The organism is Bradyrhizobium sp. UBA2491, from assembly GCF_002341725.1.
Lineage (GTDB): Bacteria > Pseudomonadota > Alphaproteobacteria > Rhizobiales > Xanthobacteraceae > Bradyrhizobium.
Map to the genome: position 1 here is coordinate 83,946 of NZ_DDOP01000078.1, position 17,597 is coordinate 101,542.

At 63.8% G+C, this 17,597-nt stretch carries 14 protein-coding genes; 3 read left to right on the forward strand and 11 right to left on the reverse strand.

The window, feature by feature from the left end; all coding sequences use genetic code 11:
• Window positions 1-10: 10 nt before the first annotated feature.
• The 10 genes from flgK to B2W55_RS25840 form a co-directional block, all read right to left on the reverse strand.
• On the reverse strand, window positions 11-1,792 hold the full coding sequence (flgK, locus tag B2W55_RS25795) for a flagellar hook-associated protein FlgK (protein ID WP_024580210.1): 1,782 nt from the start codon (window positions 1,790-1,792) through the stop codon (window positions 11-13).
• A gap of 27 nt (window positions 1,793-1,819) precedes the next feature.
• A complete protein-coding gene (locus tag B2W55_RS25800) occupies window positions 1,820-2,275 on the reverse strand; it encodes a hypothetical protein (RefSeq protein WP_024580209.1) in 456 nt (151 codons plus the stop codon).
• A 19-nt stretch (window positions 2,276-2,294) separates the two neighbouring features.
• The gene (locus B2W55_RS25805) at window positions 2,295-2,549 is read right to left on the reverse strand and encodes a hypothetical protein (protein WP_024580208.1); all 255 of its coding nucleotides are present in this window, start codon (window positions 2,547-2,549) and stop codon (window positions 2,295-2,297) included.
• A complete protein-coding gene (flgE, locus tag B2W55_RS25810; RefSeq protein WP_024580207.1) occupies window positions 2,546-3,835 on the reverse strand; it encodes a flagellar hook protein FlgE in 1,290 nt (429 codons plus the stop codon). The genes B2W55_RS25805 and flgE overlap by 4 nt, the downstream gene beginning before the upstream one ends.
• A gap of 19 nt (window positions 3,836-3,854) precedes the next feature.
• Window positions 3,855-4,526, reverse strand: a complete 672-nt coding sequence (locus tag B2W55_RS25815) for a flagellar hook assembly protein FlgD (RefSeq protein WP_024580206.1) — start codon at window positions 4,524-4,526, stop codon at window positions 3,855-3,857.
• 210 nt (window positions 4,527-4,736) lie between these two features.
• Window positions 4,737-5,231, reverse strand: a complete 495-nt coding sequence (locus B2W55_RS34225) for a hypothetical protein (RefSeq protein ID WP_343206174.1) — start codon at window positions 5,229-5,231, stop codon at window positions 4,737-4,739.
• Window positions 5,232-5,335: 104 nt separating this feature from the next.
• Window positions 5,336-5,791: a flagellar export chaperone FliS gene (gene fliS, locus B2W55_RS25825; protein WP_024580204.1), complete on the reverse strand. Its 456-nt coding sequence runs from the start codon at window positions 5,789-5,791 to the stop codon at window positions 5,336-5,338.
• Window positions 5,791-7,503, reverse strand: coding sequence for a flagellar filament capping protein FliD (fliD, locus tag B2W55_RS25830; RefSeq protein ID WP_024580203.1), 1,713 nt, complete (start codon window positions 7,501-7,503; stop codon window positions 5,791-5,793). Before fliD ends, fliS begins: the two co-directional genes overlap by 1 nt.
• A 66-nt stretch (window positions 7,504-7,569) precedes the next feature.
• Window positions 7,570-8,394: a flagellin gene (locus B2W55_RS25835; RefSeq protein WP_024580202.1), complete on the reverse strand. Its 825-nt coding sequence runs from the start codon at window positions 8,392-8,394 to the stop codon at window positions 7,570-7,572.
• 140 nt (window positions 8,395-8,534) lie between these two features.
• A complete protein-coding gene (locus B2W55_RS25840) occupies window positions 8,535-9,236 on the reverse strand; it encodes an RNA polymerase sigma factor (protein ID WP_024580201.1) in 702 nt (233 codons plus the stop codon).
• Window positions 9,237-9,904: 668 nt separating this feature from the next.
• On the opposite strand from B2W55_RS25840, the gene B2W55_RS25845 reads away from it, so the two are divergent.
• From B2W55_RS25845 to B2W55_RS25855, 3 genes are all read left to right on the forward strand, one after another.
• Complete coding sequence (locus tag B2W55_RS25845) at window positions 9,905-12,241, forward strand: hypothetical protein (RefSeq protein WP_343206173.1); 2,337 nt, start codon at window positions 9,905-9,907, stop codon at window positions 12,239-12,241.
• 90 nt (window positions 12,242-12,331) lie between these two features.
• Window positions 12,332-13,657, forward strand: a complete 1,326-nt coding sequence (locus B2W55_RS25850; protein WP_035635435.1) for a hypothetical protein — start codon at window positions 12,332-12,334, stop codon at window positions 13,655-13,657.
• Window positions 13,658-13,694: 37 nt separating this feature from the next.
• A complete protein-coding gene (locus tag B2W55_RS25855; protein ID WP_024580198.1) occupies window positions 13,695-14,420 on the forward strand; it encodes a formyltransferase family protein in 726 nt (241 codons plus the stop codon).
• Window positions 14,421-14,484: 64 nt separating this feature from the next.
• Here the strand turns inward: B2W55_RS25855 and B2W55_RS25860 are convergent, their stop codons facing one another.
• Entirely contained in the window at window positions 14,485-17,532 is a 3,048-nt protein-coding gene (locus tag B2W55_RS25860; protein WP_024580197.1) for an ATP-binding protein, read from the reverse strand.
• Between the last annotated feature and the right edge of the window lie 65 nt (window positions 17,533-17,597).

The following is a 17,597-nucleotide window of genomic DNA, read 5'->3' on the forward strand; positions in this document are numbered from 1 at the left end:
ACGGCCTCGCCTAGCTCGCGGTCATTGCGGTCATGAGCGCCGAGAACATGGCGTTGATGGCCGTAATGATCTGGGACGCGGCAGCGTACTTGTTCTGCAACGCGCTCAGATTCGCGCTTTCCTGGTCGATGTTGACGCCCGACTGCGACGACAGCGTATTCGCATAGGTCGACTGCGCGGTCTGCTTGGCTGTATAGGTCGCCGACGCTTGGCTTGACTTGCTGGCGACGTTGGCAACGATCGCTGCCGCATAGTCGGTGAACGAGCCGGTGGTGGCGCCGAGCCCGCCGGCCATGGCGAAGTTGGTCGACCCCGTCAGCGCGCTCGAGAGCGCATTCAACACCGTCGCCGAGCCCGGTGACAGCACCGCGTTTCCTGCCGTGAGCGTGGCCGAGCTGTCGAGCGTGGCCGTCGGCAACGCCGATGCCCCGCTGAGGATGTCGCTGCGAACCGCGATGTTCGAAGCGTTGGTGCCCGTGATCAGGTCGTTGAGCCCGAAATAGTCCGAGAAGCCCTGCCCGGAACTTCCGACCGAGCTCGTCATCTCGTTGATGGCGACGCCGTTGCCGGACCCGGTCGCGGAAATCGTCAAATGTCCGTTGGCATCGATCGAGGCCGTCACGCCGGGCACGTTGCTATTGATATCGCTGACGAGCGAGCCAACCGTCGTGTCCGACGAGAGATTGAGGTCCTTGTAGGACACCAGATTGCCGCTCTGGTCGGTCACTGCAATCCGTACCGTTCCGGTCGCTGACAGCGGCGTCGTGCTGCTGACGGTGGCGGTCCCGGTCAGACTGGCAGGCAGCGGCAGGGAGGTGCCCTGGTTCGATACGGCATTCACGCTGGCGGTAAATTGCTGGGCAAGCTCGTCGAGCTGCGCCTGCGCGGCCGGCAGCGTCTGGTCACGCAGGGTGACCAGCGCACTGATGTTGCCAGAGGTGATTTGCGAGGTGATGTCGACCCCGTTGACCGTGATGGCGCTGAAGCCGCTCGACGAAGATCCAGCGACGTACGTCGTCGCGGCCGTGACATTGGACGTCGCCGTATAGCTCAACGGGTGCGCTGTGCTATCGACCAACGCCTGTCCCGACCCGGTATAGACCTGTAGGTCGCCGCTCGACGTCGTGAAATAGCTCACATTCATTTGCGAGGCCAGGTCCTGCAACGCACTGTTGCGCTGGTCCTCGAGATCGGCGGTGGGCTGGCCGGCGGCCGCCTCCTGCTTGATCTGCTTGTTGAGGTCGGAGATCTGCTGCAAGTCGGAATTGATATCGGTGACTGACGACGCAATATCCTGGTCGGCGTTGCCGCGCAGCTTCTGGATTCCGCTGGAGGTCTGCTGCAACTGGGTCGTGACCGCGGAGAGCGCACTGACCGCGTTGGCCTGCAACGACGCACTGCTCGGCGTGCTCGCCAGCGACGACAACGCCGACTGGAATGCCGCGATCGTGTTGGCGAGCGAAGTGCCCGTCGTCGAGCTGTCGCCGCCTGAGGCGCTACCGTAGAGCTGCTCGAGCTGGGTCAGATAGCTGTTGTTGGTGTTAGCGGCGCCAAGATCGGAATCGGCTCCGACCAGCGATTTGAGGAGCAGCTTGTCGACCGAGCTGCTGATCCCCGTGATCGTGACGCCGGTGCCGACGCCGGCGGTGACGCTGCTGCTCTGGTTGGCGGTCTTCTCGGTGTAGCCCTTGGTGTCGGCATTGGAGATATTGGCCGAGGCCACGCTGATCTGGACCTGCGTGGCCGACAACCCGCTGAATGCGATGCTTCGTGCGATATCAAGCGACGACACGGCCAATACCCTCCGGTGCGAGCCCGATCAGGCCCGCACGTTGGTGCCATAGGACATCGCGGGCGTGACGCGACGGCCGGCTGCGCCGTAGGGCGACACGTTGGCGATCTGCTCGCGGATCGCCTGCATGATCGCCTCGATCCTGCGGTTGCTGGCATCGATCGCCGCGCGCAGCCGCATCACGTTCTCGTCCATCGCGACCCGGAGCTTCAGGATCCGCTCCATCAGTTGCTCGCGCAGCACGCGATCCTGGACATTGAGATTGGCCGTCTTGCCGACCGCTTCGGCCACACACTGCTCGAACAGGCTTGCAAGCCGGTTCTTCTCGTCGACCTGCTTCAGCCGCGACGCCGGCAGGCCCTTGGCGAGCTCGACATTCTCCTCGTTCACGATCGCAATCAGGTTGTCGATCAGCGCGATCAACGACCTGGCGCGCTCGTCATTGCCCGCGGGATTGATCTTGATGTTGCGTTCCGGTGTCATGTCATCGCTCCCGTTCAAGCTAGTGGCCGCGACGCATGGCGCGGACCGATTGCGCGCTGCGTCCGTAGGCGGTGATCGCTGTTACCCGGACCTTGGCCCGGTTGAGTTCCTGGTCGACCCGCGCGCATTCGCGCATCAGCAGATCGCGCAATGTTTCGATGTCGTCGAGCAACGCGCAGAGCTGCTTGCGGTCGTGCGGCTGAACCGAATCGGCCTTCGCCTTCAGCCGCCGCAGCCTGATCAGCAGGCGGTCATTGGTTTCCGCTGACATCATCGCGACACCGCCGAGATCAGCGTGTCGAACATCTTGTCGACGGTGGTGATCACCTGCGACGCCGCCGAATAGGCTTGCTGCGCCGAGATCATGTTGGAGAACTGGCCGCTGGTGTCGGTGGTGCTGGACTCCAGCTCGCTGCCGTAAATCGTGCCCGCGCCGTTGGTTCCCGAGGTCTGCAGCGTGGCGTTGCCGGAAGCTGCCGTCGACGAGTACATGCCGTCGCTGGCCGCGTTCAATCCGTTGGGATCGCTGAAGGTCGCGACCGCGATCTTGTAGATCGCGATGGTCTGCCCATTGGAGTAGGTCGCGTCGACCACGCCGCCCTTGCCGATCGAGATGCTGCTCAGCTTGCCGTAAGGCAGGCCGTCCGACGTGATGCCGGTGAGATCGACGGCGGGTGTGGTTTCGCCCGACGAGTATTGCGTCAGGCCGTCGGTCTTGCCTGCCGTGCCGAGATTGAGCGTGATCGCCGTGCCATTGGCGGTCGAGCTGTCGGCCGCGCCGTCCGTCCAGCCAGTCACCGAGATGGTCGGCGGGCTCGGCACCGTCGAATTGAGCGAGCCATCGGCATTGAAGGTAATGGCAACCGTATCGGTGATCGGGTTGGCGCTGGCAGTCGTGGGGGCCGACGCGAGCTTCGGCTGCTCGAAGCTCGCAGTCCATGCATTGTCGGCGGTCTTTTTCCAGTCGATCTGGATCGTGCTCGCCGTGCCGAGCGAATCGTAGACCGTCATCGAGCTGTTGAAGGTCGCGCCGACGGCGGCATCCGCCGGCAGGTTCGCCGCGATCGTCGTCTTGGTGGTGGCGCTGCCGCTGGTGGAGGCGACCTGGGTATTGATCGGCCCGAGGCTCGCAGCCGAGGCATTGCCGATGATGTTGCCCTGGGCGTCGGTGCGCCAGCCCTCGAGGTAGTTGCCGTTGTTGACGAGGTAGCCCGAATTGTCGGTGGTGAACGCGCCGTTGCGCGTATAGGAGGTGGTACCGCCGGTCGTCGCGTTGGTGGTGACGAAGAAGCCGCTGCCCTGGATCGCGACGTCAGTGGCATTGGTGGTCGCGGCCAGCAATCCCTGCTGGGTGATGTTGGCGCGGCCGTTCACCGTGACGCCGCCGGAGGTGTAGGCGGTCGCGCTGTTCGATGCCGTCACCAGATCGTTGAACATCGCCGACGTGGTCTTGTAGCCCGTGGTGTCGGCGTTGGAAATGTTGTCGGAAATCATTGCCAGCGACTGGCTCTGCGCATTGAGCGCCGAGATCGCCGAGGAAAGTGCGCCAGTGAGACTCATGATAAAACTCCGGAAGCAATCAGGACGAGACGCCGATGATGTTGGCGGCGCTGACGGGGACGCCGTTGACGAGCAACGAGGGCGTCGAGCCGGAGGCATCGATCCCGGTCACCGTTCCCGTCATCGTAGTGTAGCTGAGCAGCGAATTGCCGGCTGAATCGGTCGCGGTGACCTGGATCGTGTACTGACCGCCATTGCTGAGCTGGGTGCCGCTCGTGGTCTGCCCGTTCCAGGTGAAGCTGTTCGAGCCGGCGTTGCCGGTGCCCTTGCCGCTCCACACCGTGTTGCCGGAGGAATCCTGGATCGTGATCGCGACGTTGGACGCGGCCGAGGTCAGCGAGTAGCCGAACGTCGCCGAGCCGTTGGTCAGCTCCGCGGTGTTGGTCTTGGCCTCGACCGTGTGACCGATATAGTTGACCGAGTTGAGCGTCACGAGGCTCGAGAACGAGCTCGCCAGCGATGTCATGCTGGTGTTGATCGATTGCTGCTCGTTGAAATTGGCGTACGAGGTGAGCTGGTTGATGAAGTCGGTCGTGCTGGTGGCGTTGAGCGGATCCTGGTTCTGCAACTCGCTGACGAGCAGGTTGAGGAAATCGCTCGAGGTCAGCCCCATCGACGCACTGGACGCCGCGCTCGACGACGAGCTCGAGGCGGCGGAGGTTGCAGCAGAGGTTGCCGAGGAAACGGTCATGACAAGGCTCTCTTCGCCGCGGGTGAAGGCGGCGGAACGCGTGGGAACATTGGGGTCGTGAAGTCGTTCGCAGATAAAACGGACGGCGCGCCGATTTCAGGCGCGGATTCATCCACACGGAATCATTTGATTAATCGGCAGAATTTGCCGCGTTGGCTGCGGCCCGGAGGCGCGCATGCGCGCGAGGCCGCGAAGAACGCTGGAAGGCTTTTAGAGTGACAGGCTGATCGGCCGATCCGGCTCGGCGAGCATCAAGGCCGGCGGCGTCAATGCGGGCAACAGGCAAAGCGCCAGCAACAGCGCGGGCAGCACCTTGCCCTGCGGCGCGGATTCACCGCTACCCTCGGCGTCACTCGGCTGGTCGTCGGGCGCGGCCGGCTCCCTCGGCAATTTCGCCGCCGCGGTCACGATGCGATCCGCCAAGCCATTGGGGGCGCGGACCGGTGGCGCCGTCAGCGCCCGACGGATTGCGCTCGCCTCTTCGTAAAGCGTCCGGGCCTCGGCAGAAGACGCAAGGAGCTGGACGGCGGCAAGACGTTGATCATCGGGCCAGCGGGACAGATCCTCCCCCAGCCGATCGATCAGGTCTTCGAATGTCGCAACGTCCATCCCGCGCGCAGATCCAGCCTCGTCGCCAAGGCTGTCATAAAGCATTCGCGGGACGGCGGAAATCAATTTCCGCCGCCGTAGCGCCAGGTCCAGCATGATGCCCACCGAGCGGCCATTTCCCCGTCAGGACGCCGGCCCGGGCGCCCCGTCCCACCCCGAGAAGCCGCTGCCCCGGGGGCGATTCGTCCGTTCTTCCGCGCTCAGCGGCCGGCGACTGATTCGAGTGCCTTGTCGGGTGTCTTGTCGAGCGCTTTGGCCTTGGCGGCCTGGCCGGCGGTTACGTCGACGAACTTCCAGGCATCCCGGAGTTCCGTCAGGCTGGCGATAATGCGCCGGAAGTTCTCGCGGGCGCCCGGCCGGCCATAGGAACGCAGGCACGCCATGATCAAGGCATTGTAGGTCCGGAACAGACGATCGGCGATCGCGCCGCCGCGGGTGAAGTCGAGATTGTGGCTCAGTCCGCGCAGGATCGCGGTTGCCCGCGTCAGATAGGCATGCCCTTCCTCGAAACGCTTGGCGTCGTGTGCATCCAGCGCCTTCTGCAACAGCGTGATCGCGCCGTCGCACAGCATCACCACCGCCTTCAGCGGCGGCACCGCGACCGCGGCAGATCGGTAAGCATTGTTGGCGTGATAGGCAGTCGCATTTTGGGTCATCAGTTACTCGATGCTGAGTTCAGAAGGGCTTTCAGGTAGCCCAGTGTGTTGTTGGCCGTTTCAATGGCTGCCTGATAGTTGGCGTATTGCGTCTGCAGCTGCGTCTGGTAGGTCGCCGCGTCGCTCTGGATGCTGTTGACCTGGGTCTGCATGTCGTCGTCGGTCGACTGCAAATTGCTGATCAGCGTCTGCAACGACCCGCTGTTCGCGGAATTGGTCTGCGCGATCTGGTAGATCTGCGACGCAAGGCCGGAAGTCGAGGTCACGTTGATCGATTGCGAGGTCGAGCCGGTATAGTTGAATGCCATACCGGCATAGATCGTGCCGGCATTGCCGATGATGGTGTTGCCGACCACCGAAAATCCGGAACTGTCGCCACCGACGGAGGCGCCGGTCAGCGTGCCGGACGAATCCACCGTCAGGTCGAGCGTGAACGATTGCGGCGAGGTGCCCGTGTTGACCACGCTGAGCTGGCTCGACGACGTCGTGGTCTGCGCCGAAAGCAGCGAGGTCACGCCGGCGAGATTCTGCGTCAGCACCGTCGACAACGTGCCGGTGTCGAGCTGCAGCTCGTTGTTCTGGTTGAAGGACAGACCGAGATCGGCCATCGTCATGCTGCCGACGGACCCGCTCAGCACCTGCTGAAGCTGGGTCATGATGTCCCGCATCGTGCTGTCGCCGAACAGCACAGCGCTCGACGAGGCCGTGCCATCGGAATTCTGTGCGGACTGCGCGATGACCTGGTCGCGAAAGGCGTTGTAGTTGGTGACGAAGCTCTGCAGCGCTGACGTGATCTGGCTGGTGTCGGTCTGGATGCTGATATTCAGGCTCGTGCCGCTCGGCGTCGGCTGCAGCAGGTCGAAGGTGACGCCGGAGAGGACGTCGGAGATGTCGTTGGTGTTGCGGGTGAGCGAGATGCCGTCGAGCGTGAACTCCGCGGACTGCGCCGTCTGCAACACGTTGGTGAAAGCCCCGGACGTGCCGGTGACGCCGAGCTTGTTCAGGATGTCGTCGCCGGATGTCGACGAATAGGTGATGTTTGCCGCGTCCTGGGTCCCCGTCAGCACCATCTCGTAGGAACCGCTCGACACCTGGACGATCGAGGCCTGCACATTGGTGGTCGAGGTCTGCGCATTGATGGTGTCGACGATGTCCTGCATCGACATGCCGCTGGTGATCGTAATCGCCGAGCTGGTGCCGCCGGCCAAACCCAGCGAAAACGTGCCGGAAAGGCCGAGTGCGGTGGACGTGCTCGACTGCGAGGAGCCGATCACCTTCTGCGCGGTCGCGAGCTGGGTGATCTGGAGGGTATGGTTGCCGGTCGCCGATCCACTGTTGACGCTCATGTTGAGCGCGGAGGACGCGCTGACGTCGCCGGTGGACGAAATCGTCGCCGCGCGCGTCGCGAATGCGTTGGTGGCGAGCGAATTGACGATCGAGGTGCTCAGTGAAGTCAGGCCCGATGCCAGCGTCGAAAGCTCGGTCTGCAGGTTCGTGTAGGCACTTATCTTGGCCTGGTTCGCAGTGATCTTGGTGGTGATCGCCGTCGCGGAGGCCAGCTTGGCGTTGACTTCGGCCTGGATCAGCTGGGTCCAGTCGATGCTGGTCGAGTTGGTCGTACCGGTGGTCGTCACCGTATCCGCCGAGCTCGGCGAACTGGAGCTCGAAGAGGTCGTTCCGGCCGTGCTCGAGGTGGCGCTGCTTACCGTCATGTCAACACGTCCGCCGTCAAAGGGATCGGGCCGGCGTTAGGCCGGCCCGACACTCGTGAGTCCGAACTAGCCGAGGAGCTTGAGCAGATACTGCGGCATCTGGTTGGCCGCGGTTTCGGCCGACACCGCCGCCTGGGTCTTCACTTCGGCGGAGGACAGCGTCGCCTGTTCGGCGGCGATATCCACGTCCATGATCGCCGAGTTGGCCGACTGTAGGTTCTGGGTCTGGGTCGAAATCGAGTCCGCGCTGAAGTTGAAGCGGGATTCCTGGGCACCGATCGCGGCGCGCGCGGCCGACACGCTATTGATCGCCGTATCCAGGGCGCTCATCGCGCTGGTGGCGCCCGACAGCGTGGAGACGTCGAGCGAGCTCACGCCGAGCGAGGACGAAGTCAGGCTCGTGAGCGTGATGGTGATGGTGTCGCTCGCGGTCGAGCCGACCAGCACGGCAACGCCCGACGAGAACACGCTCGAACCATCGAGCAGGCTCTGGCTGCTGTAGCGGGTGCCGGTCGCGATCGAATCGATTTCGCTCGTGAGCTGCGAGAATTCCGAGTTGATGTAGGCGCGGCTGGAGTCGGTCACGGTGCCGGAGGCGGACTCCGAGGCCAGCGACTTCATGCGGGCGAGAATGTCGGAAATGTTGGACGCGCCGCCGTCGGCGGTCTGCAGGATCGAGGTCGCCTGCGAGGCGTTGGTCGCAGCCTGCTGCAGCGTCGTGATGTCGGACGAGATGCGGGTCGAGATCGCGAGACCGGCGGCGTCGTCGGAAGCCGAGGTGATGCGCGAACCGCTCGACAGTTTCGACAGCGCACTGCTTTCCTGCGCCGAGTTGATGTTGAGGTAACGGACCGCGGCGTTCGCGGCTGTATTGGTGGAAATTGCGGGCATGAGTAGCTCCTGTGCTGATGGGGCATGGCATGCCGCATCGTGAAAGTGAGAGGTGACGCGGATCCAGCCCCCGTCCGCCCGATCAAACGGGTCGGCCGTCGGTGGTCAGGCGCGAAATCTTCAGAAGCCGGAATTTATGGTTAGCAGTCGGTAAACGCGCCGCGCAGGTCCCGCTCGTGCCGCTTGAGCATTTCGCGCAACTGTTGTCGCCCTCGCTTGAGGAGCGATTCCACCGCAGCGACCGTCGTATCCATCACCTCGGCGATCTCGCCGTTGCTCATGTTCTCGTGATAGGAGAGGATCACCGCGACGCGCTGCTGCTCGGGCAGCCGCTGCATCGCGACCTCCAGAAGATTGCCGATCTCGTTGCGCTCGATGACGGTGGAGGCATCGAGCTGGGTGTCGGCCACTTCGGGCACGACATCGACGTTCTCGGTGCGCGGCTTGCGGCGCAGATCAATGCAACGGTTGCTGACCACGCGATACAGCCAGGTCGAGAACTTGGCGCGGCCATGCTGCCAGCGGCCGCGATGCGTCCATACCTTCAGCATGGTGTCCTGCACCACGTCCTCGGCGTCGGCGGCGTTGCCGACGATGCGCAGCGCGATCGCGTAGGCGCGATCGACATGACGTTCGACGAGAGCACGAAACGCCGTCTCGTCGCCGGCGGCGAGGCGATCGAGCAATTCCTTGTCCTCGTCCTGGATCTCGACGGTATCGAGCGGACCTGCATCCGCGACCGTGGGGACGTCGATCCAGGGGGCAGCCGCTTCGAGCGGCGCGACCGCAGCCGTCGTGGCCTCGATCTCGGCCGCTGCCGTCATATCAAGCGCGTAACTCATGCCCCGCTCTCCAACCCGCGCCGCTGGCACACATCCCAGACGGCTTCTGAGCGTTGAACGGAGGCGTCAGGCAAACCAGGCGAAATTTTTTTGTTATTTTTCAAATGCTTAGCTGGATTTTTTTGCCGACCGCCCGGCAAAAGCTGCCGCCGCGCCACTGCGCGTGGAAAAGTTCGCCAGGATTTGGAGCAATCGTTCAGCATCGCCTCGCATTCCCGCGGGAGAGATCGTCGCGCCGGAAAACGCTGTTGTCACATCGACTAACGCTACGCGAACACGTGCATGCGTGGAGCATGCCAGTGACTCATTGCCGCGTGGTCGCCATCTTGCATTCGACGATTGCGACTAGGCAATTTTTTCCGAATCACTGTTTCGACGTTATCGGATTTTTTGAATCTGTCAGTCGCGAAGCGCGCGATTTCGAATCCCACATCAACTTTTTTGAACTGACGCGCCTGATTTGTCTCACGCGCGCGTTGAACGCATGAGGACTGGCGGGAATCTTGCGCATGACGATCGTGACGGTCGACGCGACGCGTCGAGCGCAGAATGTTTCTGCATGTTCATTCGATGTTTTCGATACATTTCTGTTGCGCGCCTGCACGACGCCAGATGGCGTATTTGAAAGGGTTTTTCAGCTTTCCTGCATTGCTGAAAAATTTCCAAATATGTCCAACAGTTTCGTTCAACATCGAATCCAGGCGGAGACGCGCGCGCGCAAGTTGGCGCAGGAGCGCAACGGCTCCACCGAAGTGTGCATCGCCGACATCTATAAGTACTTTCCGTTCAGGCTGTTCGGCCTGAACCGCGACGCATTGCAGGATCTCGCGCGGATCGAGTTCGAGGCCGAGCTCGAGCTGTGCCGCGTCAATCCGGAAATGGTCGAGCAATATCTGGACATGAAGCGCGGCAATCTTCGCGTCGGCTTCATCTCCGACACCTATTGGAACACCGGACAGCTCGCGCAGTTGCTGCGGACCTGCAGCCCCGGGCTGACCTGGGATTTCCTCTATGCGTCCTGTGACCACGGCAGCAGCAAGAGCGAAACGCTGTTCGAGACCTATCTCGCCGAGCAAGGCATCGATGCGGCAAGCTCGTTCCACATCGGCGACAATCACAACGCCGATATCAAGGGCGCGCGCCGTCACGGCATCCGCCCGCGCTACTATCCGCAGGCGAGCGCCGCGCTGGCGTCCAAGTTTCAGCGCGAAACGTCGATCTTCGAATTGCTGTGCCCCGATCGGCCGTCGCGGCTCGATGACGGCGCCCGCACGCTGCGGCGTGTGGTGACTGCGCGAAGCGCGGAACAATCGCCGGCCTTCCACCTCGGCGTCACCGTACTCGGCCCGGTGATGGCGGCGTTCGACGCATTCATCGAAGAGCGGCGCATGGCGCTCACCCGCGAGGGCAAGCGCGTTGCGATCGGATTTCTCGGCCGCGATGGATTACTGCCGTATCGTGTCTGGCAAGAGACCCGTGGCGAGGCCGGTGCCTATGTCGAGATCAATCGCCGTGTCAGTCTGGTCGGATCTGCCGATACGCTCGAGCCGCTCTGCGAGCTGCTGAGCCGGGTCGTCAAGATCGACGCGTCGACCTTCATCGACATCGTCAAGGTGCAGCCCCCCGCGGTGATGAAGTTCTTTGCGCAGTTTCCCGACGGCATCGCGAGCGGACGCGAGCTCGCCGACGCGCTGCCCGATCTGATGGACCCGAGCGAGATCGCCGATATCGCCACCGGCGTTCGTACGCGCCTGCTCGCCTACCTTCGCGCACGGATCGAGGATTTCGACGGCTGCACCGATCTGATCCTCGTCGACCTCGGCTATTCGGCAAGCGTGCAGAAGTCGCTGCGGCGCATCTTCGATTGCGAGGGCATTCGCATTCGCCTGCACGGTGCCTATCTGCTGACGCTGGACGATGCGTTCGACGACATCGCCGATAGCGACACCGCCGAGGGGCTGATTTCGGATCGGGTGGTCACCCCGCACGTCAAGCGCATGCTGATCCGCAATGTCGCCTTGCTGGAGCAGCTCTGCTGTTCCGCCGAAGGATCGGCGCGCGACTACCGCGGTGGCGAGGTGATGCGAGAGGCCGACCAGCGCCCGGCCGCTCAGCTTGCGCTGGCGACCGAGGTGCGAGCAGGCGCGCTGGCCTATGCTTCCCGCGCCCGGGAGCTGGCACCGCGCTACGGCCTGCTGCCGCACGCGAACCCCACCGTCGCGGCGCGCTGGGCCACCGCCGTCCTCGGACGCTTGCTGTTGCTGCCCGACGATGACGAGCTCGTGCTGCTCAGCGGCATCAAGCATGACGTCAATCTCGGCACACAAGCGCTGGCGCCACTGCTCGATGCCAGCTTCATCAATGATTGCATCATCGCCCGCGGCGTCGCGACCGCCTGCATCGCACCAGCACCGCCGATGTGGCTGGCGGGCAGCTTTGCCGCGCTGTCACCTTCGCACGCCTATCTTTACACGCTGTTCGGCACCAATCGTCTTCCGGCCAACGTATTCGGCGAGTCGCCATGCGGGACGTTGCAGGTCGGCCTGTTCGGGCAGGACGGTCAGGCGTCGCTTCAGACCGTCACCGTCTTTCACACCGGGTTCGGCGACCTCCGGCTGCGAATTCCGCTGTCGCGGCGCATGGCGGTCACGACGATCGCGCTGCCGTTGGCGAAGCTCGCCCGCAATGGCCTGCTCCATGGCGTCACCGTCCAGCACGGCGAGAGTGCGGCAAAGGCCACGGACAATTCCGGCATCAAGGCGATCGCCGCGGACCGGCTGACCGACGCCGGCCTCGACAGGAGCGGCCGTCAGTTCCGCGCGTCGAACGACGAGGGCATGCTGCTGATCCCGGTCGACGGTTTCGAGGAAGACGTTGCAGTCTACACGGTCGGGCTGACCGCCCTCGACCATGATCGCATCCTGGCGATCGAAGACCGGAACGATGCCGCAGCCCCCGCGGCTACGCTGACCTGGCGTGCCACGCCGGCCGCCAGCCGCAGCTGATTTGTCCGCCTGATCTCGCTGCCCCGTACGTAGTAGTTAACGAGGGGTAGCGCGGGCATGACATCGGCTGACACGGCGCAAGCAGACGGCTTGCAGACGAATTTTGACCAATTGCTATCGGCAAACGGCATCCGGATGGGCACGGCACAACGCCGCCGGCTGGCATGGCTGTCCGAACGGCTTGGGCGCGCAGCCGTCCATCAACCCGGTTCAGTGCCCGCCCGCGACCATGGCGTCATCGTTCTCGCCGAGCCGCCGAGCGGCCCAGCAGCCGAGATGCTCTACCGATCGCTCCGCACCGATTGCATGGTCGTCGTGCCGTTCGGCGAAAATCCGGCTTTCGATTTCCTGAAGTCCAAGCTGACCGATTTCGGCACGATCGGGCCGAGCGCGGACGGCCCGCACGAGATGTGGTGGGGCGGCCTCACCTGGCGCCCGATCGCGCCCGAGGCAGGCTCCAGGTCCAAGGCTCCGTTACGCGTGGTCTCCTGCTATCCCCGCTCTCGCGGCGACGATCACGCCGACGCGCTCCGGGAGAAGCTGGCCGAATTCCAGATCGCCTGCGACATCGAGCCGATCGACACCGCGGACGGTGAGCAGATGCGCGCGTCCGAGATATCCGCATTCATGCTGCGGATGTGGGAAACACACCCCGAGCCGCTGCTGTTCATCGCGGCCGATGCAACGCTCAGCGAGCCACCCCTGTTGCCGTCCTCGCTCGATTGCGACGTCGCACTCCATAAGTGGAACCGGTGGGAGATGTCGGCGCGCACCCTCTATCTCGGTCGCACCGCGGCGGCAGAAGCACTGCTGCGCGGCTGGCATCATGTCGCGTCCGCCTATCCCGCGGTCTGGGATGGCTACCTGCTCGACCAGGCATGGAGCCTGACGTCGTCGCAGATGGCGCTCGACACCGTCTGGCTGCCGCGCTCGTACCATGCCCCGGCCGAGGACGTCGGCACGCCCCGCCACACCACGGTCGTTCACAACCTGCCCGGCGACAATAGCGACCTTGGTCCCGACGCCGAATTCGGCGTCGCGATGCGGGCCGCGCGGCGCGCCAGCCGCAGCGGCGGCCGCGACGCCATGATCGTGATCCAGTCCCAGGCGGCCTCGAACGACGCGATCACCGTGATCATGCGCGATATCGCAGCCAGTGACGCGCGCGAGATGGCTGCGAGTATCGAGGCCGTGACCGGCGCATTCACCGCCGATTGCGGCGGCTTCGGCCGGCTCGAGCTCGCGCTCTGCCCGTGGCAGGACGATATCCGCGCGGCGAAATCGGCGGCGAAACGCGCCAACAACCGCATCATCGAGATCGCGCCGTGGCAGACGCTGCCGGCCGATCTGTTCCGCACCGTAGGCCAATCCCGCGACGCCGGAAGCGTCGTCGTGATGGCCGGCCAGTTCGGCTGAGACCGCCAGAACAACTGAAACAGGGAAGGATATCCACATCATGAAGACCATCATCCTTCTCACCGGCGTCGCCAGCCAGCAATTCGCGCTCACCGAATTGCTGAAGGCGCACAATCCGGCGCTGTCGTTCCGCTGCGCCGTGACCGCCGAAGACCTCGCCGCGATCGAGCCGGAGGTGCTGCGCGACGCCCGGCTATTGGCATTCACCACCGGCGTCATCGTGCCCGAGAGCATCCTGGCCGCGCTCGGCCACGGCGCCTACAATTTCCACCCCGGCCCCCCGCAATATCCCGGCTGGGCTCCGGCGCATTTCGCACTCTATGACGGTGCCCGCATATTCGGCGCGGTCGCCCATGTGATGGCTGCGCGGGTCGATTCCGGCCCGATCGTCGGGGTCGAATCCTTCATCATTCCTGACAAGATCAGCGTCCGCGGGCTTGAGCAGATCGCCTATGTGCGGCTTGCCCATCTGTTCTGGCGGATGTCACGCGATCTCGCTTGCGATCCCTCGCCGCTCGCCGAACTGCCGATTGCCTGGTGCGGGATCAAGAGCACACGGCAGATGTACCGGGAGATGTGCGAGCTTCCCGCCGGCATCAACGCCGGCGAGCTGGCGCGGCGGATTCGCGCCTTCCACGACGACTTCCGCGGCATCCCGCTGACCGTCTCCGTCCACGGCATCCGCTTCCAGCTGGCGACGACGGCCACGCAAATGCCAGAGGCGCCGCAGGTGGTCTCTCCACCGCTCGCGGCCGCATCCTGACGCGCCACGACGTCGGACCGATCCTCATCCCGCTTTACCGCTCCTTGAGCAGGTAATTCGAGCGCTAACGGCGCAAAAGATTCCCCTGCGAATCGGCCAGCATGGCGTTCAGAGCCGTTTCGGCCCGGTGAAGCAACGGCTTCGCGCCGATATCAGACGCAATTCCGATCGCGGCACGCAACTGGTGAAGAACTGAACTCCGCTCGGCCTCATTCGAGGCCGGCAGCATTGCGGCCTCGCCCAGCAAAGCCTCGGCTTCCAGTCCGGAAAATCCCTGCTGGCGCGCGGTATTCCGAGCTTCGCGCAGCATGCCGAGCGCCGCTGGCACGTCACCGAGCCGGCTCAAGGCTTGCGCCAGATAGATCGAGGTGCGCAGCACGATCGAGGTGTAGCCGACCGACTTCGCCTCCTCTCGGGCATCGGTGAGCGTCTTTCGCGCCTCAGCGAACCGGCCCTGCTCCAGATACGCAATGCCGAGATGGCACTCGACAACGGGCGCGAAGAGACGAATCCCATATTTCTGCGTGACGGCGAAGGCCTCCTCCAGGATGCCCGCTGCTCCCGCCGGATTGCCCTGGCCGAGCATCAGGAAGCCGCCGCTATATCCCGTGCCAACGCGATCGAACGGCCGATTGCTTTCATTGGCGATCGCCATGGCGCGCTGATGAAACTCGATGGCCGTGTCGATCTCTCCCAACGTGGTGTGGGTCACGCTCTTCATCATGCAGCAGAGCAGCAGCAGGGTTTTCGGGGTCGTCCCGGGCGGCGCGCTGGCATCCGGCCCGGAAAGCTGGACGCAGGCCTGGCCGAGCATCTGCTCGGCGTCCCGCAGCCGACCGGCGATGAAATAGGCTTGGCCAAGTGTGTATTGAGCGAGGTTGATCCAGCCCGAATTACCCCATTGCCCGGCCAGGCCCACGACCGCCTCGCCGGTAGCAATCGCCTCGACAGGCGTTCCGTAGAAATTCTGCGTACCCGACCTCATCGTCATGGCCGCAACCTTGCGTCCTATGTCGCCGATTGCATCGGCACGGCGCTCGGCTTCCTTGCCAAGGTCGAACGATTCCGCAACCTTTCCCGACCACATGAATGCCACCCGCGCTTCGATCCTCAGATCGACGGCGTCAGTCTCCCTCAAGCGGGAGAACGGCATCTTGTCGAGTGCCGTCATGGCAGTCTCGAAATAGCTGGCCGCACCGGCGAACGCCGATCGCGTTAGACTTCGTCGTGCCGCGGCTCGCCCATACGTAAACGCCTTCTGCCAATCCTTGGCTCGTGTCGCATGATAACAAAGTCTGTTGGGTTCATCGTGCCAACGTCCGCTGCTCTCCAGGGTTGCGAGAATGCGCGCGTGGACACTTTCACGGACCTTCTCGACCATCGAGTCATACGTCACCTGGCGGATCATCTCGTGCGGGAACTCGAGCATATCATCCGGTTCGGCATCGATCCTCACGAGAAACTCGGCGCGATCGAGAGCCTCCAGGCATCGCTGCATAGCCTCGCCAGGCAAACCTGCAATTTCGCGCAACATGGATTCTGTGGAGTGCGGTCCAATCGCTGCCGCGATCTGCAAAAGTGAGCGTTCCTCCTTCGACACACGATCCAGACGTGTGGCAATAACGCCCTGGATACTGCTCGGAATGCCCAAGTCGCCGACCGGACGAGCAAGCGCGAGATCGCCCCAATGCCCCCGGAGGATTCCGCTGTCCTTGAGGCTGCGACAAACCTCTTCGATGAACAGCGGCACGCTGGCCGTGTGGAGAACGACACGGCTCTTCAGGTCGGTCATGTTCTCCGACAAGCCCAGAATGTCGTCCAGCATTTCTCGTCCCGCATCTTCGCCGAGGGAACGCAGAGCGGCAATCTCGGCGTTGCAACGCTCGATCCAATCCGGAATTCCGTTGGGTCTGCTGGTCAGCAGCATCAGCAGACCGGGAGCCTTGAGAGACGCAAGCGCCGCCATGACGGCCTCACTCGCACGATCGATCCAGTGCAGATCCTCGATCAGGATCACCGTGCGCTGGCGCAGAACGACGCTTTCGACGACGGTGCAACTCGCGTCGATGATCGCGCGGCCGCGCGCGTGGGGCTCCAACTCGGCCCATTCCGGATCAGATATCGGACGATCCAACACCGCGTCGATCGCGGAACGCTGGACCGCCGTCAGATCCGACTGGAGCCCTGTCGAGTCGTCCGCCAGAATTGAAAGCATCAGCGCCTTCAGGGCGCTGAACGGGGCACCTTGAAGATTCGGGCTGCACTCGGCGTGGACGGGACGCCACCCCTCACGTTGGAGCTCGTCAACGAACTCGTGCACCAGCCGCGATTTTCCAATGCCAGGTTCACCAATCAGGAACGCCGTTTGCCGGCCAGGGCCAGCGCTGTGCGCCAGCCGTTTGAGCAGCGCGGTTTCTTCCACGCGGTTGACAAACCGCGCCACACGCCGCGCCCTGCGTACCCGCCAACTGGAGACATCCGCTGCACCAGTGACGCGGTAGACAGGCAAGGGCTCGCTGAAACCTTTGAGTTGCTGTCGTCCCAAATATTCGAACTGAACGTTGCCCTCGGCAAGGTTCTGACAGGCCTCGGACGCGTAGATCTGGTTCGGCCCAGCGACCGCTTCGAGCCTCGCTGCAAGGTGCTGCGCTACCCCGCCGATCTCATAGACCTTGGAATATTCGCTGGCGACCATGTAGGCCACCACCCGTCCGGAATGGAGCCCGACCCGAACCTGGAGCCCGGCGTCGCCGAGGCCGGCGACGCGCCGAACCAACTCGATCGCGGCATGGCAGGCCAGCGGCGCGTGGTTGTCGTCGGCGATCGGTGCGCCGAAAACCGCGGACAACCCGTCACCCAGTTCTTTGCTGACGATGCCGCCGAACTGCCGCACCGCGCTTCGCATGGCGGCCAGGGCCGGCTCCAGACGCGAGACCGCGGCTTCCGGCTCCAGATCCGCAACGAGCCCCGTGGAATCCACCACGTCGGCACGAAGGATCGTCACAAATCGCTGTTCGCTATCGGGATCCACTCGATTCGCGACGGCGGCGCCGCATTTGGCGCACCAACTGTCGTCCGCTCCGATCGCCGATTGGCATGCAAAACAAAGCATTCCCTGCTCTCAAGGCTGCTGCGTTATCGCCAGCTCAGCATCCCGGATGAGCAGCTTGGGGTAGA

Coding starts and splice junctions, on each gene's coding strand:
- B2W55_RS25845 (WP_343206173.1), top strand. CDS start 9,905: ATGTCCAACAGTTTCGTTCAACATCGAATCCAGGCGGAGACGCGCGCG.
- B2W55_RS25805 (WP_024580208.1), bottom strand. CDS start 2,549: ATGATGTCAGCGGAAACCAATGACCGCCTGCTGATCAGGCTGCGGCGG.
- fliD (WP_024580203.1), bottom strand. CDS start 7,503: ATGACGGTAAGCAGCGCCACCTCGAGCACGGCCGGAACGACCTCTTCG.
- B2W55_RS25860 (WP_024580197.1), bottom strand. CDS start 17,532: ATGCTTTGTTTTGCATGCCAATCGGCGATCGGAGCGGACGACAGTTGG.
- B2W55_RS25835 (WP_024580202.1), bottom strand. CDS start 8,394: ATGCCCGCAATTTCCACCAATACAGCCGCGAACGCCGCGGTCCGTTAC.
- B2W55_RS25840 (WP_024580201.1), bottom strand. CDS start 9,236: ATGAGTTACGCGCTTGATATGACGGCAGCGGCCGAGATCGAGGCCACG.
- B2W55_RS25800 (WP_024580209.1), bottom strand. CDS start 2,275: ATGACACCGGAACGCAACATCAAGATCAATCCCGCGGGCAATGACGAG.
- B2W55_RS34225 (WP_343206174.1), bottom strand. CDS start 5,231: ATGCTGGACCTGGCGCTACGGCGGCGGAAATTGATTTCCGCCGTCCCG.
- B2W55_RS25815 (WP_024580206.1), bottom strand. CDS start 4,526: ATGACCGTTTCCTCGGCAACCTCTGCTGCAACCTCCGCCGCCTCGAGC.
- flgE (WP_024580207.1), bottom strand. CDS start 3,835: ATGAGTCTCACTGGCGCACTTTCCTCGGCGATCTCGGCGCTCAATGCG.
- fliS (WP_024580204.1), bottom strand. CDS start 5,791: ATGACCCAAAATGCGACTGCCTATCACGCCAACAATGCTTACCGATCT.